Source organism: Streptomyces flavidovirens DSM 40150, assembly GCF_000429085.1.
Classification (GTDB): Bacteria; Actinomycetota; Actinomycetes; order Streptomycetales; family Streptomycetaceae; genus Streptomyces; species Streptomyces flavidovirens.
On the sequence record NZ_AUBE01000005.1, the window covers coordinates 397,004 to 420,290 of the forward strand.

19 protein-coding genes and 4 pseudogenes are annotated in these 23,287 nt (G+C 72.1%); 15 read left to right on the forward strand and 8 right to left on the reverse strand.

Annotated elements, in window-relative coordinates; all coding sequences use genetic code 11:
• Window positions 1–135 precede the first annotated feature (135 nt).
• The 11 genes from G412_RS0110985 to G412_RS0111035 all read left to right on the forward strand — a co-directional run bounded on the left by G412_RS0110985 (window position 136) and on the right by G412_RS0111035 (window position 13,961).
• The gene (locus tag G412_RS0110985; RefSeq protein ID WP_028812144.1) at window positions 136–1,140 is read left to right on the forward strand and encodes a FecCD family ABC transporter permease; all 1,005 of its coding nucleotides are present in this window, start codon (window positions 136–138) and stop codon (window positions 1,138–1,140) included.
• On the forward strand, window positions 1,137–2,210 hold the full coding sequence (locus G412_RS33975) for a FecCD family ABC transporter permease (protein ID WP_425274462.1): 1,074 nt from the start codon (window positions 1,137–1,139) through the stop codon (window positions 2,208–2,210). Before G412_RS0110985 ends, G412_RS33975 begins: the two co-directional genes overlap by 4 nt.
• Entirely contained in the window at window positions 2,207–3,052 is an 846-nt protein-coding gene (locus tag G412_RS0110995) for an ABC transporter ATP-binding protein (RefSeq protein ID WP_051338264.1), read from the forward strand. The genes G412_RS33975 and G412_RS0110995 overlap by 4 nt, the downstream gene beginning before the upstream one ends.
• Window positions 3,053–3,100: 48 nt before the next feature.
• Window positions 3,101–4,120: an ABC transporter substrate-binding protein gene (locus G412_RS0111000; protein ID WP_028812146.1), complete on the forward strand. Its 1,020-nt coding sequence runs from the start codon at window positions 3,101–3,103 to the stop codon at window positions 4,118–4,120.
• A gap of 88 nt (window positions 4,121–4,208) precedes the next feature.
• Complete coding sequence (locus G412_RS0111005) at window positions 4,209–5,399, forward strand: ATP-grasp domain-containing protein (protein ID WP_028812147.1); 1,191 nt, start codon at window positions 4,209–4,211, stop codon at window positions 5,397–5,399.
• Between the two features lie 47 nt (window positions 5,400–5,446).
• Window positions 5,447–7,228, forward strand: a complete 1,782-nt coding sequence (locus G412_RS0111010) for an IucA/IucC family protein (RefSeq protein ID WP_028812148.1) — start codon at window positions 5,447–5,449, stop codon at window positions 7,226–7,228.
• Complete coding sequence (locus G412_RS0111015) at window positions 7,225–8,478, forward strand: MFS transporter (protein WP_028812149.1); 1,254 nt, start codon at window positions 7,225–7,227, stop codon at window positions 8,476–8,478. The genes G412_RS0111010 and G412_RS0111015 overlap by 4 nt, the downstream gene beginning before the upstream one ends.
• Window positions 8,478–10,238 (forward strand): IucA/IucC family protein, encoded by a 1,761-nt coding sequence (locus G412_RS0111020; RefSeq protein WP_051338265.1) that lies wholly within the window; start codon window positions 8,478–8,480, stop codon window positions 10,236–10,238. Before G412_RS0111015 ends, G412_RS0111020 begins: the two co-directional genes overlap by 1 nt.
• The gene (locus G412_RS0111025; protein WP_028812151.1) at window positions 10,235–11,452 is read left to right on the forward strand and encodes a type III PLP-dependent enzyme; all 1,218 of its coding nucleotides are present in this window, start codon (window positions 10,235–10,237) and stop codon (window positions 11,450–11,452) included. Before G412_RS0111020 ends, G412_RS0111025 begins: the two co-directional genes overlap by 4 nt.
• 231 nt (window positions 11,453–11,683) lie before the next feature.
• Entirely contained in the window at window positions 11,684–13,342 is a 1,659-nt protein-coding gene (locus tag G412_RS0111030) for a catalase (RefSeq protein WP_028812152.1), read from the forward strand.
• A 163-nt stretch (window positions 13,343–13,505) separates the two neighbouring features.
• Window positions 13,506–13,961 (forward strand): SRPBCC family protein, encoded by a 456-nt coding sequence (locus tag G412_RS0111035; protein WP_028812153.1) that lies wholly within the window; start codon window positions 13,506–13,508, stop codon window positions 13,959–13,961.
• Window positions 13,962–14,092: 131 nt separating this feature from the next.
• On the opposite strand, the gene G412_RS41375 is transcribed toward G412_RS0111035, so the two are convergent.
• On the reverse strand, window positions 14,093–14,221 hold the full coding sequence (locus G412_RS41375; RefSeq protein WP_279626766.1) for a hypothetical protein: 129 nt from the start codon (window positions 14,219–14,221) through the stop codon (window positions 14,093–14,095).
• Window positions 14,222–14,349: 128 nt separating this feature from the next.
• Window positions 14,350–14,796, reverse strand: coding sequence for an ANTAR domain-containing protein (locus G412_RS37110; RefSeq protein ID WP_051338266.1), 447 nt, complete (start codon window positions 14,794–14,796; stop codon window positions 14,350–14,352).
• Between the two features lie 268 nt (window positions 14,797–15,064).
• On the opposite strand from G412_RS37110, the gene G412_RS33985 reads away from it, so the two are divergent.
• Entirely contained in the window at window positions 15,065–16,288 is a 1,224-nt protein-coding gene (locus tag G412_RS33985) for an MFS transporter (RefSeq protein ID WP_078606908.1), read from the forward strand.
• 152 nt (window positions 16,289–16,440) lie between these two features.
• Here G412_RS33985 and G412_RS0111055 read toward each other — a convergent pair whose 3' ends face one another.
• The 4 genes and pseudogenes from G412_RS0111055 to G412_RS40785 form a co-directional block, all read right to left on the reverse strand.
• Window positions 16,441–16,833, reverse strand: coding sequence for a hypothetical protein (locus G412_RS0111055; RefSeq protein ID WP_037648332.1), 393 nt, complete (start codon window positions 16,831–16,833; stop codon window positions 16,441–16,443).
• Between the two features lie 27 nt (window positions 16,834–16,860).
• The gene (locus G412_RS33990) at window positions 16,861–17,721 is read right to left on the reverse strand and encodes a C40 family peptidase (protein WP_051338268.1); all 861 of its coding nucleotides are present in this window, start codon (window positions 17,719–17,721) and stop codon (window positions 16,861–16,863) included.
• A 13-nt stretch (window positions 17,722–17,734) separates the two neighbouring features.
• Entirely contained in the window at window positions 17,735–20,722 is a 2,988-nt protein-coding gene (locus G412_RS33995; protein ID WP_051338269.1) for an nSTAND1 domain-containing NTPase, read from the reverse strand.
• Window positions 20,723–20,838: 116 nt separating this feature from the next.
• A pseudogene (locus G412_RS40785) lies at window positions 20,839–21,360 on the reverse strand (MFS transporter); the annotation flags it as partial.
• Here G412_RS40785 and G412_RS0111075 point away from each other — a divergent pair.
• Window positions 21,354–21,668 (forward strand): annotated as a pseudogene (locus tag G412_RS0111075) (helix-turn-helix domain-containing protein); the annotation flags it as partial. The pseudogenes G412_RS40785 and G412_RS0111075 sit on opposite strands and share 7 nt — an antisense overlap.
• Window positions 21,669–21,730: 62 nt before the next feature.
• Window positions 21,731–21,988, forward strand: a pseudogene (locus G412_RS34005) (type B 50S ribosomal protein L31); the annotation flags it as partial.
• Window positions 21,989–22,076: 88 nt separating this feature from the next.
• Here G412_RS34005 and G412_RS39600 read toward each other — a convergent pair.
• On the reverse strand, window positions 22,077–22,385 hold the full coding sequence (locus G412_RS39600) for a hypothetical protein (protein ID WP_051338270.1): 309 nt from the start codon (window positions 22,383–22,385) through the stop codon (window positions 22,077–22,079).
• A 179-nt stretch (window positions 22,386–22,564) separates the two neighbouring features.
• Here G412_RS39600 and G412_RS0111090 point away from each other — a divergent pair, with 179 nt between their 5' ends.
• The gene (locus tag G412_RS0111090) at window positions 22,565–22,765 is read left to right on the forward strand and encodes a hypothetical protein (RefSeq protein ID WP_028812157.1); all 201 of its coding nucleotides are present in this window, start codon (window positions 22,565–22,567) and stop codon (window positions 22,763–22,765) included.
• 324 nt (window positions 22,766–23,089) lie between these two features.
• On the opposite strand, the pseudogene G412_RS40460 reads toward G412_RS0111090, so the two are convergent.
• Window positions 23,090–23,287: pseudogene (locus tag G412_RS40460) on the reverse strand (IS701 family transposase); the annotation flags it as partial.

The window sequence follows — 23,287 nt, forward strand, 5'->3', positions numbered from 1 at the left end:
CAGCCTTACCTTAGTCCATATCCTCATCCTGGTGATCAGGGGGTGTCCGGAGCGGAGGCGCCGGACACCGAGTTGACAGAATTAGGTACACCTAACCTAACCTGTCGCCTCGTGTCCAAGATCGAGCCGGGGGCCCTGGCAGTTGCTCCGCCCCCCACAACCGTCCGGCGGGTACCGCTACTTGTCGTCGGCGCCTGCGCGCTGACGCTGTGCGCCGCGCTGAGCCTCGCCATGGGTTCGCGGCCGGTACCGATGTCCGTCGTCGCCGACGCGCTGTTCGGCGACGCCGTCGGACGTGACGCGCTCGTGGTCACCGGCCTGCGGCTGCCGCGCACCGTCCTCGGACTCGCCGTCGGCGCGGCGTTGGGGGTCGCCGGAGCCGTCGCCCAGGGCATCACCCGTAACCCGCTCGCCTCACCCACCACCCTCGGCATCAACGCCGGCGCGGGCTTCGCCGTGGTCGTCGCCATCTTCGCCCTGCATCTCACCCGGCCCGCCGAGTACGTCTGGTTCGCCTTCGCCGGAGCGGCGGCCGCGGCCCTGTTCGCCCAGGCACTCGCCCGGCGCGGCGGCGATCTCGATCCGGTGCGGCTCGCGCTCGGCGGCACCGTGCTGCAACTGGTCCTGCTGTCCTGGACCTCGGCGGTGATGCTGGCCAGCCGGCGCACCCTCGACGAGGCCCGGTTCTGGCTGGCGGGCTCGCTGGCCGAGCGTCAGCTCGACGTGCTCTGGCCGGTGCTGCCCACGCTCGTCGTCGGACTGGTGCTCGCCCTGGCCATTTCCCCCGCGCTCAACGCCCTCGCGCTCGGCGACGACGCCGCCCAGTCGCTGGGCGTACCCGTGGCGCGGATCCGGCTGGCCGGCGGCATCGCCGTGATCCTGCTCGCCGGTTCGGCGGTCGCCGCCGCCGGACCCATCGCCTTCATCGGCCTCGCCGCACCGCACCTGGTGCGCCCGCTGCTCGGCGCCGACCACCGGCTGCTCGTGCCCGGCTGCCTGATCGCCGGTCCGCTGCTGCTGCTCGCCGCCGATGTGCTGGGCCGCGTCGTCATACGCCCGTCCGAGCTGGAGGTCGGCATCGTCAGCGCGTTCCTCGGCGCCCCGCTGCTGGCCCTGCTCGCCCGGAAGGTGGCCCGGTGACCGGCACTGTGAAGGCGACGAAGACCGCACCGACCGCCCCGGTCCGGCGCGCCGGCGCATCGCGGGCCCGGCAGCGGCGGCGTTCCGCCCTGTTCGGTGGCGGAGCCGTGGTTCTCCTCCTCGCGCTCGCCACCGTCTCGCTCACCGTCGGCGAACTGCCCATGACTCCGTACGTCGCGCTGCGCGCCCTCGTGGGGGCGGGCGACGAGGGTGATGTGTTCGTGGTCCAGGAGTTCCTGGCGCCCCGGCTGACCGCGGCGGTCGTCGCGGGAGCCGGCCTCGGCGTCGCGGGCTCGCTGCTGCAACGGCTGTTCCGTAACCCGCTCGCCTCCCCGGATGTCATGGGCATCACCGGCGGCGCTTCCTTCGGAGCGGTGTCGATGCTCGCCGTCGGCGCCTCGCAGGCCCTCATCCCGCTCGGCGCGCTGGGCGGCGGACTGCTCGCCGCCCTGCTGCTCGGGGTGTTCGCCTGGCGCTCCGGACTCGACGTCACCCGCATGGTGCTGGTCGGCCTCGCCGTGCAGGCGGGCCTCGCCGCCGCCGTGAACTTCATGGTCGTACGCTTCCCCGCCGAGCTCGCGGGCTCCGCGCTGCAATGGACCACCGGATCGCTGTACGGACGTACCTGGACCGAGGTCTGGGCGGTGGCGGGCGCTGTCGTCCTGGCCCTGGCCGTCGCCTTCACCCTGCACCGGCGGCTGGCCGTACTGGACCTCGGTGACGACTCGGCGGGCGGGCTCGGCCTGAACACCTCCGCCGCCCGTCTCCAGTTGCTCGTCACCGCCATCGTGCTCGCGTCGCTGGCCGCCGCCATCTCCGGACCGGTCGGATTCGTGGCGCTCGCCGTGCCGCACGTCGTGCGGTTCCTCGCGGGGCCGCCGACCCCCGGCACGCTGGCACTGTGCGGCCTGGCCGGCGCCGTACTGCTGCTGGCGTCCGACCTGATCGTGCAGCACGTGCTCCCCGTCGAGGGGCTGCCGGTCGGGGTGGTCACCGCGACCCTCGGGGCCCCGTGGCTACTGGTGCTGATGATCCGTCAGAGCAAGGCCGTCAACAGGAGCTCCCTATGACCACGACCACGCAGCGGCCGCCGGAGCGGCAGTCGAACGAGCTGGCCACCCACGGCCTCGACCTGCGCTACGGCGACCGGTCCGTCATCGAAGGCCTCGACCTGGTCCTGCCCGGCGGCGCCGTCACCGCCATCGTCGGACCCAACGCCTGTGGCAAGTCGACCCTGTTGCGCGGCCTGAACCGGCTGCTCAGCCCGGCCGGCGGCAGCGTCACCCTGGACGGCGCCGACATCCACGGCATGCCGGCCCGCTCCCTCGCGCTGCGGATGGGCCTGCTGCCGCAGCAGCCCGTGACCCCCGAGGCCATCACCGTGGAAGCGCTCGTACGTCTCGGCCGCTACCCGCACCAGCGACTCCTCAGCCCCTGGTCCACCGCCGACCAGGCAGCGGTGGAGGCCGCACTGGAGCGCACCGGCACGGCGGCGCTGCGCGACCAGCCGGTCGACCGGCTCTCCGGCGGCCAGCGGCAGCGCGCCTGGATCGCCCTGGCGCTCGCCCAGGACACCGAGCTGCTGCTGCTCGACGAGCCCACGACCTTCCTCGACCTGCGCCACCAGCTCGACGTACTCGACCTGGTCGCCGAACTGCACTCCGAGGCCGGCCGCACCGTGGTGATGGTGCTGCACGACCTCGGACAGGCCGCCCGCTACGCGGACCACCTCGTGGTGCTCAAAGACGGGCGGCTGGCCGCCGCGGGACCGCCGGCGGCGGTGCTCGACGCCGGACTCGTCAAGTCCGTGTTCGACGTGGACTGCCGGGTGATCCCCGACCCGGAGACCGGCACCCCGCTGGTCGTCCCCAAGAGCACAGCGGCCCGGCACACCGCTGCCGCATCCCTCTGACCGCCTTTCCGTCCCCATCCGCTCACCGCAAGAAGGCGAAACACCCTCATGAACACCAGCACCTCCGGCCGCGGCCTGCGCCGCTTCGGCGCCGCGCTTTCCGCCGTCCTCATCGGCGCCACCGCGCTCACCGCCTGCGGCGACGGCAAGACCGCCGACGACAAGCCCCAGAAGGCGGGCGCCGAGGCGGACGCCGGCTTCCCGCGCACCGTCGAGCACGCCATGGGCAGCACCAAGATCCCCGCCAGGCCGGCACGTGTCGTCGTGCTCGACACCGGTGAACTGGACGACGTGACGATGCTCGGCATCAAGCCGGTCGGCGCGGTCTCCCCGCACATGAAGACCGCGGGCGGCTTCCCGAACTACCTCAAGGGCAAGACCGACGGTGTCAAGGACGTCGGCCCGCTCCTCGAACCGAACCTCCTGAAGATCGCCGCACTCAAGCCCGACCTGATCCTGTCCTCCAAGGTCCGCCACGAGAAGGTGTACAAGAAGCTCTCAGGCATCGCCCCGACCGTCTTCACCGAGACCACCGGCGGGCCCTGGAAGGAGAACCTGGCGGTGCACGCCGAGGCGCTCGGCCTGGAGAAGCAGGCCAAGAACGCGCTGACGGCGTACGAGAACCGCGCCAAGGCCCTCGGCGAGGAGATCAAGAAGAAGTACAAGGGCAAGATGCCCTCCGCCTCCGTCGTCCGCTTCGTCGCCGGACCGACCCGGCTCTACCAGAAGTCGGCGTACAGCGGCATCGTCCTGAACGACATCGGCCTCGCCCGCCCCACGTCGCAGTCCTCCACCGACCCCGAGGTCACGATGCTGGACGTCAGCCCCGAGCAGATCGACAAGGCCGAGGCCGACTTGATCTTCGTCACGCTCGCCGACGACCCGTCCAAGACCAAGCAGAAGGACGTCACGTCCAACCCGGTCTGGAAGGACCTGAACGCGGTCAAGAACGACAAGGTCTTCACCGTTCCCGACGAGACGTGGATGTCCGGCATCGGTGTCCAGGCCGCCGGGCACATGCTCGCCGACGTGGCGAAGGCCGCCGGCGTGGAACTCCCCAAGAAGTAACCCCTGCCGGGGGCGGGCCGCAGGCCGGCCCGCCCCCGCCCGGCGTCACCGTCCCCCCACTTCAGGCCCGGAAGGGGTCCCCCCGCTCATGCGGATGTACCTGCTTGCCCTCAACCCGACCGATTCCGTCTCCGAGGGCTTCCTCCCCGCCGCCCGTCGGCTCGGCATCGACATCACCCTGCTCACCGACCAGCCCGAGCCCCACCGGCGCACCGCCGCGGACATCGAGATCCTGGAGTGCGACGTACGCGACTACCGCGCCGTCATCACCCGGATCGCCACGCACCACCCCGCCGACGCCGTCTTCACCAACAGCGACCACCTCCAGACCCAGGCCGCGCTGGCCGCCGCGTACTTCGGCCTGCCCGCCAAGGACTGGCGGGCCACCCTGCGCGCCAAGGACAAGGCCGAAATGCGCAGGCACCTCGCCGCCGCCGGAGCCGACTGCGTGTGGTCGGCCGAACTCGCCGCCGGGCAGGACGCCGCCGAGCTGGTGTCCCGCCCCGTTCCGTACCCCTGTGTGGTCAAACCACGGGAAGGTGTGGCCAGCGAGGACGTCGTGCTCGCGAGCACGGACGACGAACTGGTGCGGCGCTGCAAGGAAATACAGGCGCGGCGGCCGGAAGCGGCCCTGGTCGTCGAGGAGTACCTCGCCGGGGAGCTGTACACGCTGGAGACCCTCGGTGACGGCCGGCTGCGTCATGTGCTGGGCGGCTTCCACACCGAGCTCTCGCCGCCGCCATACTTCATCGAGACGCGTCTCACGTACGTCCCCGCCCACCCCGAGCCCGTCGTCGCCCAGGTGCTCGCGCAGCTCGACGCGCTCGGCGTCGGATTCGGCGCCTGCCACACCGAGTTCGTGGTGCACGAGGGCCGCGCACGGATCATCGAGGTCAACTACCGGGTGATCGGTGACCAGTGCGACCTGGTGCTGCGAGAGCTGCTCGGCATCCCGCTGTTCGAGCACATCCTGCGTACGCACCTGGGCGAGCCGCTCCCCGACGACCTCGGGGCGCGCTCCGACGGGCGGGCCCGCATGGACTACCCGTGCGCCGAGCGGGCGGGGACACTCACCGCGGCACCGGCGGCCGCCGACCTGACAGTGGACGGCGTACAGCTGACCTACCGCCCGCTGCGCGAGGTCGGCGAGCGGCACGAGATCCACCACACCAACCGGGACTACGTCGGAGTGGTCCGGGCCGTCGGAACCGATCAGGGGGCCGTCGACCGAGCCGTGGAGGGCTTCCTCGCCGAGCAGCGCTGGGAGTTCACGCCGTGACGACCGCCGACGTGACGACCGCCGGGGTGACGACCGACGCTGAGGCGGTGACCGAAACCGCAGCGCCCGACGCCGCCGAGGCCGGACTGCTCCTGCGGGTCCTCAGCGCGCTGCTGCGCGAAGACGTCGTCGGCCTGCGGACGCGCGGCACCCCCCTGGAGCTGGCGGACGGCCGCTGGCTGCGGCTGGCCTGCGGCGACGTGGGCACCCCCGACGCGCTACTGCTCCCGGTCGCCGCCGACGGCTTCCAGTGCGCCGACGCTGCCCGGCTGCCCCTGTTGCGACGGGAGTCCGACGGCGCCGAACTGACCACCACCGACGAGGTCGTCGCGGCGCTGCGCGCCCTGGCCGACCCCGCCGACCGGGGCGGCTTCGACGACTTCGCCGAGGAGTGCCGGCAGACCCTCGACACCGTCCGCCTGCACACCGAGGCGCACCACGAGGTCACCGAGGCACTCACCGCCCGGTACGGCGCCACACCCGCCGACTGGACCGGTCTGGCCGCCGGCCTCGCCCACGACACCCTCGCCGCCCACCTGGACCACCCCGTCTACCCGACCGCACGCGGCCGGTCCGGGCTCGGCCGTGACCAACTGCGCGCGTACGCACCGGAGTTCCACCCGCGCTTTGCGCTGCGCTGGATCGCCGTACCCCAGGACGCGGTCACCCTGCCGGGCGGCCCTGCGGCACTGCCCGACTGCTGGCCCACCCCGGCGGACCTCGGCCTGCCCCAGCTCGGCCGAAGCCATCTCGCGCTCCCCGTGCACCCCCTGTCGGCCGGCGCGCCATTGCGCGAAGCCCTGCGGGAGAGCGGGCTCACGGACCGTGCGGTCCTGGCCGACCGGCCGTGCCTGGAAGCCGTACCGACGCTTTCGATGCGTACGGTCGCCCTCACCGGGGACCCCACCCTCCACCTCAAGGTGCCGCTCGCCACCGCGTCCCTGGGCCTGCGCAACCGCCGCACCATCAAGCCCGGCACGCTCGTCGACGGCGCGGCCGGTCAGCGGCTGCTGGAGTGCGTGATCGCCCGCGAGGAGCGGTTCGCGCAAACGGTCCTGCTCGCGGACGAGACGACGTACGCCCACGCGGGTCACGAACTCCTCGCCGTACTCTGCCGCCGCTACCCGGCGGGCCTCGACGCGTCGGCCGTCGTCCCCATGGCCGCGCTGCTGAGCGAAGCACCCGGCGGCGGGCTCGTGATCGACCACCTCGCCGACCGGTTCTACGGCGGCGACCCCGTCGCCCTGCTCGACGCCTGCCTGACCCTCCTCTTCGACTGGCAGACCACGCTCTTCCGGTACGGCGTCGCACTGGAGTCCCACCAGCAGAACATCTCCCTGGTGCTCGACGCCCGCGCGGGCGTGACCCGGCTGCGGCTCCTGCTGAAGGACAACGACGGGCCGCGCGTCCACACCGCCCGGCTGCGCCAGACCCTCGGGGCCGCCGCCCCCGCCCCGTCCGACTTCGCCGACCCGCGGATCTTCACGGACGACGACCGGCAGCTCACCGACCTGTTCACCACGATCACGGTCCACCTGTGCGCGGGAGCGTACGCCTTCGGGCTCGCCCGGCACGGCCGCGCGCCGCTCGACGCGCTGCTGGGGCTCGTACGCGACCGGCTCGCCGAGGCCGCCGAACGCCTCGGCACCGCACCCGGCGAACCCGGCGCGGCGCTGCGCGCCCACGTACTGGACGCCCCGAGCCTCCCCGTCAAGGCCATGGTCACGGCGGGCACCCTGCTCAGCAAGGAGCGCTCGGGCGCCGCCGACATCAACAAGCACTACACCGACGGCCCCAACTACCTCCTGCGGACGGGGGACACACGATGAGCGCCACCACCACCCGCACGGCCGCCGCACGCGAATCCGCTGCCGCTCCCGCCCGGGCCCCTGCCGCCCCCGCCCTCGGCCGCCGCCAGGTGCACGCCGTCGCGGGCTGCTACTTCGTGGCGTCCTTCGCCGCCCTCGGCCTGCCGCCATACCTCACCGAGATCCTGCCGGAGTTCGGCGACACGGCCGCCCGCTGGGCCGGTCTGCTGTACGTCGTCCCCACCGTCTTCGGCGGACTCGGCGCCCCCCTGTGGGGCCGCCTCGCCGACCGCTACGGACGCAAACGGCTCCTGCTGCGCGCCCAGTTGGGCCTCGCCGTGGCCTTCCTGCTCGCCGGCTGGGCCGACTCCCTCGCGACCTTCACCGCCGCCCTCGTCCTGCAGGGCATCCTCGGCGGCACCTTCGCCGCGTCCAACGGCTATCTCGGCGCAGCACTCGAAGGCCCGGCCCTGTCCAGGGCGCTCACCCTGATGCAGGGCAGCGCACGCGCGGCCCTCGTCCTCGCCCCGATCGTCGTCGGTGCCCTGTCGCCCTGGCTCTCGCCGCACCGCCAGTACGCCCTGCTCGCCGTACTGCCGCTCGGCGCCGCCCTGATGCTCGCCGCACTGCCGGAACCACCAAAGGCCCGCGCGCACTGCGCGCCCAAGGCGGTGGAGAGCGCTGCGGCCGAACCGCCGGTCATGCCGCTGCGCACGCTCTACGCCCTGGAGTTCGCCTTCGTCTTCTCCACCGTCATCTCCTTCCCGTACCTGATCTCCCTCGTCGACGAGCGAATACCGGGGACGACGCCGCTGATGTCCGGAGTGCTCTTCGCGCTGCCGCACGTCTGCTACCTCCTTGCCGCCATGGCCGTGCACTCCGCCTTCGAGAGCCGCCCCCGACTGGGCATCGCCCTCGGCTTCGCCTTCATCGCGCTCGGCCTCGCCGCCCACGAGGTGGCCGGTACGCTCGCCGCCTTCGCGGGCGCCCGGCTGCTGCTCGGCGCCGGCCTGACCCTCGGCCTCGTCTGTCTGTCGCTGCTGGCCGCCGACTGCGCCAAGGGCCGGGCGCCCGGCGGGATGTTCGGCTCGCTGGAGTTCTTCTCCAAGGCCGGGGCCGTCGCCGCCGGCCTGGCGGCCGCGGCCGGCAACAACTGGTTCGGCCCCGGCGCGCCCGTACTGACCGGCACCGCCGCCGCCGTGACCGCGGCCCTCCTGGTCGCCCTCCCCCTCGTGATCCGCCGTTCGTTCCGTCCTCGCAGGAGCCGTTGATGACACTGCCGACCGGCACCGCCCCCCGTCGTGCCTCCGCCCCGCGCGGCCTGCCCACCGCCGACGAGGCCGTGGCACACACCCTCCTGAACTGCCTGCTGCGCGAGGTGTCCGGCCCCGAGCACCAGACCGCCGTCTCCGAGGGGCAGCTCATGCTGCGCCTGCCCCGGTGCGGCGTACTCCTGCGGGTCGCGCTGCGCCGCACCTCGCTGCTCGGCGCGCACCGCTTCACCGGCCCGGTGACCGAGCAGCGGGACGGCGCCTGGACCGAGGTCGGCTGGCACCGCCTCGCCGACTACGCGCACGCCGAACTCTCGCTCCGTACCGGCGTACGCAACGAGGAGTTCCTGGAACAGGTGGCCTCCAGCCACCAGGGCGTCAGCGCCGCGCTCGCGGCCGGGCCCCGCCCGGCGGCCGACGGCCGGCACCTCTCATACCTCGCGTCCGAGCAGTCCCTCGTCCTCGGCCACCGCTTCCACCCCACCCCGAAGGCCCGCACCGGCGACCCCGGCGCCTGGTCGTCGTACGCCCCCGAGGCGGCGGCGTCCTTCCCGCTGCGCCACCTGGCCGTACGCGAGGAGCTGATCACCGGGGAGAGCGCCGAGCCGGGCGCGGCCGACTGCCTGGACCGGCTGCACGGCGACGCGGCCCCGGCCGTCCCGGCCGGCTACCGGCTGCTGCCCGCGCACCCCTGGCAGTACGAGCTGCTGCGCGAGCACCCCCCGCTCCGCGAGGCGCTGACGCGCGGCGACGTCATCGACCTGGGGGAGGGCCGCACGCCGTTCGCCGCCACCGCGTCCGTCCGCACGCTGTACGACGGCGAGACCTTCCTGAAGTTCAGCCTCAACATCCGCATCACCAACTGCCTGCGCAAAAACGCCAGTTACGAGCTGGCAGGCGCCGTGGCCCTGACCCGCCTCCTGCGCCCCGCCCTGGCCGACCTGGCCGTCAGGTTCCCCGGCGCCGCCGTGCTCCGCGAGCCCGCCTACCGCAGCCTCGCCCTCCCCGGCCCCGACGGCGTACCGGACCTCGCACTGCTCGAAGGCTTCGGAGTGATCGTCCGCGAGGGCCTTTCCCGGCGCCAGCTCCCCGGCACCACGGCGCTGCTCGCCGCCGCCGTCGCCGACGAGTACCCGACAGGTCCCGGCCACATCTCCCACCTCATCGACGGGGCCGGCCCGCAGGCCGCGCTGGACTGGTGGGAGGCGTACCTCGGACTGCTGCTGCCGCCCGTCCTCGCCGCCTACTTCGACCACGGCCTGGTGCTGGAGCCGCACCTGCAGAACGTCGTCGTCTGCGTCGACGACGACGGCATGCCCGCCCAGGTGCTCCTGCGCGACCTGGAGGGCACAAAGCTCGTCCCGGAACACCACGCGGACGCCCTCGCGGCGCTCCCGCCCGAGGTCGCCGGCCCCATGACGTACGACGCGGAGCGCGGCTGGGACCGGGTGGTCTACTGCCTGCTGGTCAACCACGTCGCCGAGATGCTCGCCGCCCTCGCCGACCTGCACCCGGACACCGAGCCCGCCCTCTGGGCCAAGGTCCGCGCCACGCTCCAGAGCTACGCGGACCGGCACGGCTGCCCGCCCCGGCTCGCCGCCCTCCTCGCGGGCGTGCCGCTGCCCGCCAAGGCGAACCTGCTCACCCGCTGGGAGCGCAAGGCCGACCGTGAGGCCGGATACGTACGGCTCCCCTCGCCGCTCGCCGAGGACGTCCTGACCGGGGCGACCGGCACCGACACCCCCTGGAACGCCCGATGACCGACCCCACCTCCGCGGTGCGCGACCGCGCCCTCGCCCTGCCCTCCGCCGAGCTCCCCGCGTACCTCTACGACCTGGCGGCGCTGCGCGAGCACGCCGAGACGGTACGGGCCGCCCTGCCCGCACGCGTCGAGCTGTACTACGCCGCCAAGGCGAACCCGGACCCCGAGATCCTGGCCGCGCTCGCCCCGTACGTGGACGGCTACGAAGTCTCCTCCGGCGGCGAACTCACCCACGTCCACGAGGCCGTCCCCGGACATCCGCTGGCCTTCGGCGGTCCCGGCAAGACCCCTCGGGAGATCACGACCGCGCTGGAGCTGGGCGTACGACGCTTCCACGTGGAGAGCGCGTACGAGCTGCGCATGCTGGCCGAACTGACCACGCGGACCGTGCCGGACGCGCGGGTGGCGGTGCTGCTGCGCTTCAATCTGCCGGTGCCGGACGGTTCGCTGGAGAACAGCTCACTGGCGATGGGCGGCCGCCCGACGCCGTTCGGACTCGACCCGGCCGAGGCCGACGAGACCGTGCGGCTGCTCACCGACGGCACGTTCCCGCACCTGGAGCTGCGGGGTGTCCACGCCCACCTGGCCAGCGGTCTTGAGGCCGCGGAGCAGCTGGCGGTCGCGCAGTCCGTGGTGGGCTGGGCCACCGGCCTGGCGGACCGGCACGGATTTCGCCTCGCGGAGGTCAACGTCGGCGGCGGCATGACGGTGGACTACGCCGAGCCGTGGCGCCGGTTCGACTGGGCGGCGTACGGCAAAGGGCTCGGCGAACTGGCCGACGCGCACCCGGACCTGACGATCCGTATCGAACCCGGCCGGGCGCTCACCGCGTACTGCGGCTGGTACGCCACCGAGGTGCTGGACGTGAAGAACAGCCACGGCGAGGAGTTCGCGGTCGTCCGCGGCGGTACGCACCATCTGCGCACCCCGGCCACGAAGGGCCACGACCAGCCGTGCTCCGTACTGCCGGTGGACGACTGGCCGCACCCCTGGCCGCGCTCGGCGGCCCGGCGGGACCTGGTCACCCTCACCGGTCAGCTGTGCACCCCGAAGGACGTCCTGGCCCGGCAGGTCCCGGCGGCGGGCCTGCGGGTGGGGGACAGGGTGGCCTTCTCACTCGCCGGCGCGTACGCGTGGAACATCTCGCACCACGAGTTCCTGATGCACCCCCGGCCGGGCTTCCACTACCTGGGCGCAGAGGGGCGGGACTGAGCCGCCGCCCCCGCGCGGTCCGGGTTCCGCTGCGGGGCCGGATTCCGCGGGGCCGGTCGTATGACTTCTGTGCCGCTGGGTACTGGCCGGGCAGCGAAGCCCGTCTCGCGGGGCCGGGCGCAGGGTGGTGACGACGCACCCTGCGTGACCCCGTCGGGCGTGCCGGGCTTCCACCCCAAGAGGAATAGTGTGGAATATCCGGCAAAACTGGCATAGAAGGGGTTGAAGATCGTGACGGATGTATCCGGCAAGGGCCCGTCCCCCGAGGATGACCGGAAGGTACTGACCAACCGGCAGGGCCACCCGGTCTACGACAACCAGAACCAGCGCACGGTAGGAGCCAGGGGCCCGGCCACCCTGGAGAACTACCAGTTCCTGGAGAAGATCAGCCACTTCGACCGTGAGCGTATCCCCGAGCGCGTCGTCCATGCCCGGGGAGTCACCGCGTACGGCTACTTCGAGGCGTACGGCGCCTGGGGCGACGAGCCGATCAGCCGGTTCACCAGGGCCAAGATCTTCCAGGAGCGCGGCAAGCGCACCGACCTGGCCGTACGCTTCTCCACCGTGATCGGGGGCCGTGACTCCTCCGAGGCGGCGCGCGACCCGCGCGGCTTCGCGGTGAAGTTCTACACGGAAGACGGCAACTGGGATCTCGTCGGCAACAACCTGGGCGTCTTCTTCATCCGGGACGCGATCAAGTTCCCGGACGTCATCCACGCGCTCAAGCCGAATCCCATCAGCTTCGAGCAGCAGCCGCGCCGGATCTTCGACTTCATGTCGCAGACCCCCGAGAGCATGCACATGCTCGTCAACCTGTTCAGCCCGCGCGGTATCCCGGCCGACTACCGCCACATGCAGGGGTTCGGCGTCAACACGTACAAGTGGATCAACGCCGAGGGCGACTCCGTCCTGGTCAAGTACCACTGGCTGCCCAAGCAGGGCGTACGCAGCATGACCGAGGAGGACGCGGCCAACGTACAGGCCAAGGGGCTCGGCCACGCCACGAAGGATCTCTACGAGGCGGTGGGCCGGGGCGACTACCCGGAGTGGGAGCTCGTCGTCCAGATGATGGAGGACCACGACCACCCCGAGCTGGACTTCGACCCGCTCGACGACACCAAGACGTGGCCCGAGCAGGACTTCCCGCCGAAGCCGGTCGGGAAGATGGTCCTCAACCGCATGCCGGAGAACTTCTTCGCCGAGAACGAGCAGATCTCCTTCGGCACCGGTGTGCTCGTCGACGGCCTGGACTTCTCCGACGACAAGATGCTGGTGGGCCGGACGTTCTCCTACAGCGACACCCAGCGGCACCGCGTAGGACCGAACTACCTCCAGCTCCCCGTCAACCATGCCAAGAACGCCGACGTACGCACCAACCAGCGCGACGGCATGATGACGTACCACGTGGACGGCGCCGGGGAGAACCCGAGCGTCAACTACGAACCGTCGATTACCGGCGGCCTGCGCGAGGGCCAGTACCCCACGCACGACGAGCAGGGCCCGGAGATCCGCGGCCGGCTCACGCGCAAGCGCATCCCGCGCACCAACGACTACATGCAGGCCGGTCAGCGCTTCCGGCTCATGGAGGACTGGGAGCGGGACGACCTGGTGCACAACTTCATCACCCTGCTGTCCGACTGCGACCGTCCCGTGCAGGAACGGATGGTGTGGCACTTCCTCATGGTCGAGAACGAGCTCGGCCTGCGGGTGGGCGACGGACTCGGGATCAGCCCGCAGGACGTCGCCGGGCTGGAGCCGCTGGCCAGCCAGGACCTCACCGACGAAGACCGCAAGCGGCTCGCCAACCTGGGGGAGAACCCGCCGCGCGACGTGACCGGTCTGACCATGACGCACTGCGTTCCCAACGAACGGCACGTCGTCACCCGGTGAACCCGCCACAGCAGCGGTCCGGCCGTCGGGCTCCGCACGTGACACGTGCGGAGCCCGACGGCCGGGGCCGCCCGGACGCGTCCGGGAGGTCGATGGGGGTGGGGCGCCCTAGGCTGGGCACTCGGGGGCCGGCGAACGTTTCTGTCCAGGCGTTGGAGGACCCATGGCCGTACGGCATCAGCTGATCCGCACTTCGCCCGAGGCGGTGTGGGAGGTCCTGGCGGACGGGTCGCGGTACAGCGACTGGGTCGTCGGAACCTCGGACTCACGGCCCGGCAAGGGCCATTGGCCGGAGGTCGGCGCGACGATCGACTACACGGTGTGCGTCGGGCCGTGGACCCTGACGGGCAAGACGATCGTACGCCGGGCCGCACCGCCGCACGAGCTGGAACTGGAGGTCGACAGCGGCCCCCTGGGCACCGCCAGGATCGCCATCGAGGTCCGCCCCTGGGGAGAGGACGCGCTGGTCATCCTCGACGAGCACCCCCTGCGCGGAGTGGGCGGCGCGCTGCACAACGCGGCCCTCGACGCCGTACTGCAACTGCGCCACCGCAGCATGCTCGGCCGGCTCGCCAAGGTCGTCGAACGCACTACGCGGCGCGCGAGCGCGCGGTCCTGAGCCCGTATACCCGCATTTACCCGCGGTCCGCTCCGCGCACAGGAGCCGGCGGGACAGGGGCCGACCGATCAGCATCCGGCCGGGCAGAAGCCGACCGATCAGTAGGCGACTGACCAGTAGCCGCCGACCGGTCAGGAGTCGGCCGGCCGGGAGACAGCGATGCCGGACGCCGTGACCTGGAGGTAGTAGCCGCGCGTCAGGAGCAGCGCGGGCAGGAAGGCCCGGACGGTGACCGCGCTGCCGATCAGGTTGACCTCCACGGGCCGATCAGGTTGACCTCCACGGCCCGGCGCCAGGCCGCCGGGTCGTGGTCGCGGAACAGCCCGCCCGCGGCCCCACCGGCGTCGCACGCCGTACCGGAGCGCGGGCCATGCCTTCTCCGGTTGTCTCACCCGGCCGTGTCGGGTCGGACGGTGGTGGTGTCGAGCCGTTCGAAGGCGTTGTGCAGGGCCGTACGCAGTGGTCCGCTCGGAGGTGGTCCGTCGACGCTGTCGACGAGGCGCTGGGCGATCTCGCGCAACTCGATGTTGGTGTGCCGGGAGACATCCACCAGAACCTGGAACGCCTCGTCGTGGGTGCAGCCTCCCAGGGTCATGACAATCGTGCGGGCCAGGCCGATCACCGGACGGGTTTCCAGGGTGTGCCAAAGCTGGTTGAGTTCCCTCTTCAGCGCCCGCTCCACGGGCACCGGCGCCGGGGGCAGCACCGTTTCCAGGGCGGCCTGGGCGGCGTGGTACTGCGCCGCGTCCGACGCCTGCCAGGACTGGTCGTCGTGTTCCCGGTGCACGGGAGCCTCGTTGTCCGCGGTGATCGTGCGGTTGTCGTTCGTCGTCATGACTCCGGCTCCTTTTGACCAGTCTGCCGGCCGCCCCCGGTCACAAGCAGGGGACGGCCGGCGGCCCGCCGTTCGGACGTGCTCCTTGAGTGATTCCCTGTTTCTGCCGGTTTGAGGCTGTGAGTCTTATTTGCTGTCGCACCCTTTACACCGGGGGAGTTACGCCGGGGAGGTGATGTTGATGTCGGAAGGCTGCCAGACCCGGTGTGCCGGCGGCTGCTGGACTGGTGGGCGAAGCCACCGAGACGCCCACCAGGGGACGGATCCCATGACCGCAGCCACCTCCACCACCTCCACCCCCTCTTCCTCCTCGACTCGATCATCATTGACCGGCTGGCTGGGGGTGTGGGCGGTGATGGCGGGGATCTTCTCCATCGTCACCACCGAGATCCTGCCCATCGGCCTGCTGACATCGGTCGGGTCCGCCTTCGGCATCTCGGACGGCGAGGCGGGTCTGATGATGACCCTGCCGGGGATTCTCGCCGCGGTCTGCGCCCCGGTCGTCACCGTGGCGACCGCCCGGATCGACCGCCGGCTGATGCTCTGTGCCTTCATAGTGCTGCTGGCGCTGGCGAACTTCCTGGCCGCGGCCGCGTCGGCGTATTGGCTCGTCCTGGTATCGCGGGTGATGGTCGGTGTCACCATCGGCGGGTTCTGGTCGATCGGGGCCGGTCTGGCGGAACGGCTGGTCCCGCCGGAGTCGGTCGGCCGAGCGACCGCGGTCATCTTCTCCGCCGTTCCGCTCGGGTCCGTGCTGGGTGTGCCTGCGGGCACGTTCATCGGGAGCCTCGCCGGCTGGCGAACGGCGTTCACCTGCATGGGCATTCTGGCCATCGGCGTGTTCGTCATGCTGGCCCTGACGGTCCCCTCACTGCCCGCTGTTCAGGTCACCGGCCCCGATGTGCTCCGTGGCATGCTCCGCAGCGTCGGCACCCGTTTCGCGCTGCTCATGACCTTCCTCGTCGTCCTTGCCCACTTCGCCGCCTACACGTATGTGACCCCCTTCCTGGAGGAGGTCACCCACGTGGGGCCGGGCGTGATCACCGTCTGCCTGCTGGTGTACGGAGTCGCCGGAATCGCCGGGAACTTCATGGGAGGCGCGATGGTCGTACGCCGCCCGGCCGCCACCTTCGGGACCGTCGCGGGCGTACTCGCCTGCGCGACCCTGCTGCTCCCCGTGCTGGGCCGGTGGGAAGTCGGGGCGATCGCGCTGCTGGTCGTCTGGGGCGCCGCTTACGGCGCCGTGCCGGTCTGCTCGCAGGCCTGGTTCTCCGCGTCCGCGCCGTACGCCCCGGAGGCCGCCTCCGTCCTCTTCACCGCGTCCTTCCAGGCGACCATTTCCGTCGGGGCGCTGGCCGGTGGCGCGGTCGTGGACCGCACGTCTCCCGCGACGGTCATGGCTTTCGGGGGCTCGGTCGCGGTCCTCGCGGTACTGACAGCCTGCGCGCGGCGTTCAGCGTTGCTCGGGGCGGGGGCCGGGCGACGGCGGTGAACAGCGGTGAACGGCGGTGACGTCATCCGCGCCGGACGCGGCGGCGCGGCGGCGCGTCCGGAGGGGGCGGGAAGCGGGGGCGGGCACGCCGAGTGGGCCGCCCCTGGTCCGTAGGGGCGGCCCACTCCTCACTGCGTCAGCGCGTCAGTGCGTCAGCACTCGCGCAGGCCGGGTGCCGGGTCGACGGACGTGTGGACGTCCACCGCCGGCATGTTGCCCCACTGGCCGTTGTCCAGCTTGGTCCAGTACCAGATGTTGTTGCCGCCCGGGTGACTGTCGCCGCGGCCCCAGCACTGGAACCAGCTGAACGTCGTGTTCATCTGGCCGCGCACCGCCGAGGCGTACGACCGGTGCTCGTAGCCCTTGGCACCGGCCCGGTTGCCGCAGTACAGCCTGCCGTCCGAGCGGACCCCGCATTCGGCGGCGGGTCCGGCGGGGGCGGCGGTGGCGGGAGCCGTGACGCCGGCCAGGCCGGCCGTCAGAGCGGTCGCGGCGAGGGCGACCGCGAGCTTCTTGGTGAGGCTGAGGTTCAGGTTGGGGCTCATGATTTCTCCTTGAGGTGTTCGTGTGTCCTACGGGCAGGTGGGCACGCCGTCGAGCCAGGCCGGGCCCTTGATGTAGATGTTGGTGATCCACGCCTTGTGGTCCGGCAGATAGGACCAGGCGTCGTTGGTGATGCCTTCGGCGGTGACCGGCTCGGCGTGCTTCTGGCACGAGACGCGCACGGACGTCGGCCCCGCGAACTTGTGCACCCGCGCACTCGTGGTGGACGCCTCGGCATGCGTCCACACGTCCGTACCCCAGGTGCTGAACGTGCCTTGTCCCGGCGTGCCGTTGACGCGTACGGCCCCGAAGTAGTCGCCGGCCAAGCGCACATCACTGACCATGATCCGCGTGCCGGACTGCCTCGCCTCCACCATCTTTCCGGCGCCGAGGTAGATCGCGATGTGATGAACCTTGCGGGCGTTCCCGTAGACCAGCAGGTCTCCGGGGACCAGCGGCCCGGTCCCCTCCGACGGGCCGAAGCGGGCAGTCGCGTGCGGGGTGTTGTACTGGCTGTGGGCCGTGCCGTTCAGGATGTCCTGGCCGGTCGCCTCGGCGTAGGCGTACCTGACCAGGCCCGAGCAGTCGAAGCCGCGCCGTTGCGGATCGTGTTCGCTGGCCGGATCGGTGGGGTCCACCATCCCGTACGTGGGCCCGGGGGCCGGGCCGTGGCCGCCGCCCCACGAGTACCACAAGCCGATCTGCGAACAGGCGGCCCGTACCGCCTTCTCGGCGGCCGCCGAGACTCCGGGTGCGAGGACGTCACACCCTTCGGCGGCCGTGGTCCCGGAAGCCGCCACTCGTACGGGCTGCCCCGCCTCCGCCGGCCAGGCGGTGAGTGACAGTCCGACGGCCGCCGCCGCGGCTGCCGCTCTCCATCGATTGCGCATGTCTGATCCCCGTTCATCTTCCGTCAGGCTTCCGGTTCGTCGGCTTCGTTCCGTTCGGTCCGGCCCTTCGAGACTGAGCCGCGAGGCCCGGCGGTGTCGAGGACCCAGCTGTCTCCTGACGCGCCAGGAAACGGGAAACGCCCCGGGAAACGGCCCTCACATCGGTGGTCCACAGCCGTACGGTGCCGTCATTGCTGCTGCTGACCAGCGCGCGCGACCGCGGATCGAAGACGACGCCCCAGACCGCGCCGCTGTGGCCGGTGAGGGTGGCTGTGAGCCGGTGGTGCGTGGTGTCCCACAGGCGCACCGTGCCGTCACTGCCGCTGCTCGCCAGCGTCGTGCCCGGCGCATCCGCACCCGCGCCCGGATCGAAGGCGACCGCCCGCACCGCGCCGCTGTGGCCGGTGAGGGTGGCGGCGGGCCGGTGGTGCGTGGTGTCCCACAGGCGCACCGTGCCGTCATTGCCACTGCTGGCCAGCGTCCGCCCGTCCCGGCTGTACGCCACCCCGCGCACCGAGCCCGTGTGGCCGCGCAGCACCGCGCGGGACCTGCGGTCCGCCACGCTCCACAGCCGCACCGTCAGGTCGTCACCACCGACCGCCAGCATCTTGCCGTCCGGGCTGAACGCGACCGCGTTGGCGAAGTCCTGATGGCCGGTGAGGGTGGTGAGGGTGGTGAGCAGTCTGTGGCGGCGTACGTCCCAGAGCCTGACCGTACGGTCGGCGCTCGCGGAAGCGAGGAGGTGTCCGTCGGGGGAGAAGGCGATGCCGAAGACGGAGCCGGTGTGTCCGGTCAGGGTGGCGAGGAGTCTGTGGCGGCGTACGTCCCAGATCCTGACCGTACGGTCCGCACTGCCCGAGGCGACGCTGCGCCCGTCCGGGCTGAAGGCCACCCCCAGGATGCCGTCGCTGTGCCCGCTCAGCGTCGCCCGCACGGCGCGCCGGGCCACGTCCCAGATCCTGACCGTACGGTCCGACGACCCCGACACGACGGTTCGCCCGTCGGCGCTGAAAGCGACCCCGTGCACGCTGTCGCCGTGGCCCCGCAGCGTCGCCCGTACCTGCCGGCGCCCCACGTCCCACAGCCGCACCGTCCCGTCCGCGCCGCCCGACACGAGGCTCCGCCCGCCGGGACCGAAGGCGACCGACCGTACGGCGCCGCCGTGGCCGAGCAGCGTCCCGGCCGGCTGACGGTCCGCCACGCCCCACAGCCGTACCGACCCGTCGTAGCCCGCCGACGCGATCAGCCGCCCGTCGGGACTGAACGCCACGGAGACCACCGGACCGCCGTGGCCCGTGAGCGTATCCACCGGAGTGCGGTGGTCCACCCCTCCCCACAGCCGCACGGTGCCGTCCGAACTGGCCGACGCCAGCAGTTTGTCACCGGGGCTGAACGCCACGCCGTTGGCCGGCCCCGTGTGCCCGCCGAGGCGGCCCGCGAAGTACTGCGCCTGTGTGCTGAGCAGCGCGCCGCGCGCCTCGGTGGTCGGCGCGGTGCGGTACGCCTCGGCCGCCAGGCGCATCGACGCCTCCGGCTGCCCGGACGCCAGAGCGCCGGACCGTACCGCCATCGCCTGCGACTGGGCGATCCGGCGCTCGTCGACGGCGCGGGACCGCTGGTGGAACGCCGTTCCGCCCGCGAGGAGTGCCAGCACCAGGAGCGCGCCAAGCAGCACCAGCAGCCTGCGGTGGGTGCGCACCTGGCGACGCGCGGCCTGCTTCCCTGCCTCCTCCTGGGCCCGGCTCGCGTCGAGAAACTCGGTCTCGTACGTGGCGAGTTCGGCCCGTCCGTCGGTCTGCTCCGCCCATTCCTGTACGGCGGCGAGCCGCGTCCCCCGGTACAGGAGTCCGGGATCGCGGTCCGCGCGCACCCACTCGGCGGCGGCCCCGGCGAGCCGCTGGTGGATGAGCAGCCCGGCCCGGTTGGTGCCGATCCAGCCGCGCAGCCGGGGCCAGGCGCGCAGCAGCGCCTCGTGGGTGATCTCCACCGCGTCGCTGTCCACGGTGATGAGCCGGGCCCGTACGAACGCGTCGAGCGCCGCCTCCACGCCGCGCCGGTCGGGCAGTTGCTCCAGCAGCAGCTCGCGGCTCGCCCTGCGCCGGGTCGCCGCGTCGCTGTCCCCGCTCCCGTCGCCGCCGTCGCCCGCGCCGACCTGGACCAGTCGCACCAGGACCCGCCGCGCCATCTCCTGCTCGGCGGGCCGAAGCCGGGTGAACACGGCTTCGGCCGTCCGCGCGATCGCGCCGTGGATGCCGCCGGTCGTCTCGTAGCCCGCGACGGTCAGCGTCCGTCCGGTGCGCTGCTGCCAGGTGACCAGCAGGGCGTGGGGCCGCCCCGGCCCCGCCGCCAGCAGCGGCCGTACGGCGTCGGCCATGGCCCGTGGCCGCACCCGCAACGACTCCGGGTCCACCCCGAACCCCGCCCCCAGCACTTCGGTCACGCACCGCAGCAGCTCCTTCAGCGGATGCGCGGTGGGCGTGCACACCACCACCGGCCAGCCGCTCGACCCCTCGACGGGCAGCGCGCCGCGCCGCAGCGCGGGCACCAGACCGGCCCGCAGCAGTGAGGACTTGCCCGCCCCCGAGGAGGCCACGACCGCGAGTGGTCCGCTGCCGGCCCGTTCGGCGAGCTTGCCGACCAGCTCGGCGGTCGCCCGCTCCCGCCCGAAGAGCCACTGCGCGTGCTCGGGCCCGAAGGCCGCGAGGCCCCGGTACGGGCACACCGCGCCGGCCGGGCCGGGCAGTTGGGGCGACGGCGTCATCGGACGGCGCGCGGGCGGTACGTCGGCCACCAGCCGCACCAGGGCGCCGCCCGCGCCCAGCGCCTCGTCGCAGCGCCTGGCCACGTCCGGGGTCGGTGGCTTGCCGCCGTTCTCGATCTTGCTGAGGTAGCCCTTGCTGTAATGGATCGACCGGGCCAGTGCCGTGAGCGAGATGCCGCGCTCGCTCCGCAGACGCCGCAGTTCTTCCCCGAAGGAGCGTGCGCCCCGAACCCCGTCCATGCGGGGCACCGTACAGGCCGATTACGGTCAGTTTCCTTACGTAGTAACGCTTTTGCCTGAATTCCGGTCGGCCCGGCTTGTGTGCCCCGCGGGCGGGGTAGGGGGCCAGGTCTTCCTCACTCCGCCGCTCGCCTCGGCCGTACGACCATCAGCGCCAGCAGCGCACCCGCCCCGCACAGTGCGCCGGCGCCCACCCACAGCGGGTCGTACGAACCGAAGGCGTCCCGCGCCACGCCGCCCGCGAACGCGGCCAGTCCGGCGCCGAGTTGGTGCGCCGCTGCGACCCAGTCGAAGACGATGGAGCTGTCCTTGCCATACAGCTCGCGGCACAGGGTGAGCGTCGGCGGCACCGTGGCGACATCGAGGAGCCCGAAGTGCACGACGGCGCCGGGGGTCGAGGCGGTCGGTCAGCCAGCCCGAGGCGACGGTTCCCGCGACGTTGAAGACGCCGATCGCCGCGAGCAGCGACGAGGCGCTCCGGGAACGGGCGCGGACCGCTGCGGGGAACGCTCCGCGCCGTGCTCCGGAGCCCCGTACGGCCGTAGTCCGACATCCGTCGGACGATCGCGCAGCAGCAGGAGTACGAGCGGCAGGGCGGCCAGCGCCGCCACGGCAAGCGTCACGGTCCCGGCGCGCCACGATGAGTACGCGCACGTTCTCCCGCCGGTTCTGCGAGGAGGCCGGGCAGACGCCGGTCCAGTGGCTCACCGCACAGCGGGTCGACCGCGCCCGGCAGCTGCTCGAGGAGACAGATCTGCCGGTCGACCGGGTGGCGGCGGCGGTCGGTTTCGGTACGGCGGTGTCGCTGCGCCAGCACCTGCACGCCGCTCTGGGAGTCTCGCCGAGCGCCTACCGCTCGACGTTCAGGGGCACGGCGGCGCGTGGGGGAGCGGGCGCGGCAGCGGGCGTCACGGCGACGGATGCCGACGGGCGCCGTCCGGCTTAGCCTGAGAAGGCCCGATCCGTACGCGCGCACTCGCCCCCGTACCACGAGGCAAGGAGCCAGACGTGAAGCCGGACGCCAGCATCTCCTACCAGCAGGTGGTCTTCAGGGACCGGGCCGCGGGATACGCCTTCCTCACCCGGTCGACGGCCACCAGCGAGAACACCATCGAGTGGGACGACGGCAACACGTATCCCGTCGTCGATGTCGAGATCTCATCGGAGAGCCACCCGTTCTACACGGGCAGGGCCCGGACAGTGGACACGGAGGGGCGGATCGCCCGGTTCGAGCGGCGCTACGGGCAGGAGGGGGCGGAGGGACAGGAGGGGCCGCAGGGGCAGGGCGGCCGGGGTGGGCAGAGCGGTGAGGGCGGTCCGGCCGGTGAGGGCCAGTCGCCCGCGTAGCCGTCGGCTACATGTCTTCCAGTTCCTCGTCGAGGCCCTCGAGCTCTTCGTCCAGACCCTTGAGCTCGTCTTCCTCTTCGTCCTCGTCGGGGGCGTCCGGATCGATGTCCGGCTCCTCCTCGGAAAGAAGCTGGTCCAGCGACTCGCCCCGATGCGCCTCCTCGGCCGTGTTGCCGAAGAATTCGGCCGGCGACCAGTGCTCGGGGGGCGAGATACCCGCGTCGAGGGGGTCGTATTCCAGATCGTCGCTCTCGAGCGTGTCCTGGGCGTCCAGAACGCCGTCGTCCTCGGGAGGAACCATGTTGTCTTCGCTCATGTGTCCCACTCCGTGCCTCGTCCGGCCCGATTGAGCTGCCCACATTGCCCACGCTGCCGCAGGCAGGCGCCCCTCGCATCCGGAACGGAAGAACCCACAGGGCCAGGGGATGTTCACCGGATGCGGTGCGGGTACGCGGGAACCAGAATGCCGACTGATCGACGAAACAAGGAGGCGGTATGAGCGAGGAATCCGTTTCGAGGCCGAAGCCGTCGGAGGTGACCCCCGACAGCCTGCTGCACACCGGCGCCACCGACGACGTCACGCCCGAGGACCTGGTGCTCTCCTCGGGGCGTGATGTGACTCCGGCGACTCTGGAGTGGGCGCGGCGCCGGCTGGAGAAGGAGGGCCGAGCGGCGATCGACACCCAGCTTCCTTAGCGCCCCGCGGCATCACACCCGTACTCACGCACTGCGCCGCGCACAGGCCGTCCTGTGTGCGGCGCAGTGCGTGCACAGGACGGCCTGATGTGCGCGGCGGAGTGCGTGCATGGGCGTGATGCGGGTGCCGGGCCCGGCCCGCCGGAGGGGACGCGCCGCCTAATACTCCAGTTGCACTTTGCTATTGCCGCTGGTCAAAGGCTTGTTTTCGAGTGTAGCGAGCTGACTGTCCGCCATGTTGCCGGAGTTCGTGATGCGGGGTGCGGCGTTGGTAGTGACAGCGTTCGGCGGTGGCCTGGTGGCTGCGCCGGAAGCGGGACCATCTCAGGGCGTGCTGTGTGCGCTGACGGTGACCTGTTCCAGGGCGGCAAGCTGCCATGAGCTTGCGGATCTCCGCCAGGCTGAGCGGGACGAGGAAAGATCCGTTTCTGCGGCCCCCCTTTCAGTGATGCTGGCGGCAGCCATGGCGGCGAGGAAGGCGTGAGCGAGCATCGCGAGGGTGATGTGCCGGTACCAGCCCGG